This window comes from Ruoffia sp. FAM 20857, from assembly GCF_045528645.1.
In the GTDB taxonomy this organism is placed as follows: Bacteria; Bacillota; Bacilli; order Lactobacillales; family Aerococcaceae; genus Ruoffia; species Ruoffia halotolerans.
The window spans coordinates 1-808 of the sequence record NZ_JBGQRB010000115.1 but is presented as its reverse complement, the minus strand read 5'-3'; the positions used below and the strand labels follow the sequence as shown (position 1 = coordinate 808).

Sequence of the window (808 nt, the reverse complement as noted above, 5' to 3'; positions counted from 1 at the left end):
TCCTATGCTTTAAAACATCCTAAGGAAAGAGTGCCTTGTTTCAAAACCGTCTATCGCTACATTCGACAAAATGCGCTGTGTATCAAGCCCCATGATTTACCTATGATGTATCGTTTGAAACCAAGAAAAAATAAGCACAGTCGTCCAAAGGGACGAAATAAGAAAGTTCTGGGTACCAGTATTTCGGACCGAGCATCAAGTGTGTTAGACCGCTCGGAATTTGGTCATTGGGAAGCTGACTTAGTAAAGGGAAAACGCCATAAAGAAGAGCCGGCAGCCATTACATTAGTCGAACGGAAAACACGCTTCGCTATAGCAATGAAGATTGAGGATTATAAAAGCGAGACTGTATTAACGGCTTTTCAAACACTTGTAGAAAACAGCCCTCATCAGTTTAAAACTATTACATTTGATAATGGATCTGAGTTTGCGAAAGTATCTGAGCTTGAAAACGATGATTTATCTATTTATTTTTGTCATGCTTACGCATCATGGGAACGGGGGTCTAACGAGAATTTCAATAAACTCTTAAGAGAGTTTATACCGAAAGGTAAATCGTTACATCATTTTACTTCTGACTATATATCAGAAGCAGCTGGTAAGATAAATAAACGCATACGATCCATACTCGGTTTAATGTCCGCTCAAGAAGCCTACCAGACCGAATTGTCTTTAATGGAATAAAGACTTGAGTTATAAAAGAATCGAAAAGCGACATTTCCCCCATGGGGGAAACCCTATACCTAAAAGTCTAATGGGGTATGTCTTTTGAATAACAATAGTGTTGCATTTGATTTGACAACAGAGG

The 808-nt window shown here is 38.7% G+C and carries 1 protein-coding gene; it reads left to right on the top strand.

Annotated features, from left to right (window positions below):
• On the top strand, positions 1-684 hold a 684-nt coding region (locus ACEN4N_RS11465; protein WP_407094266.1), incomplete at its 5' end, for an IS30 family transposase.
• Positions 685-808: the final 124 nt, after the last annotated feature.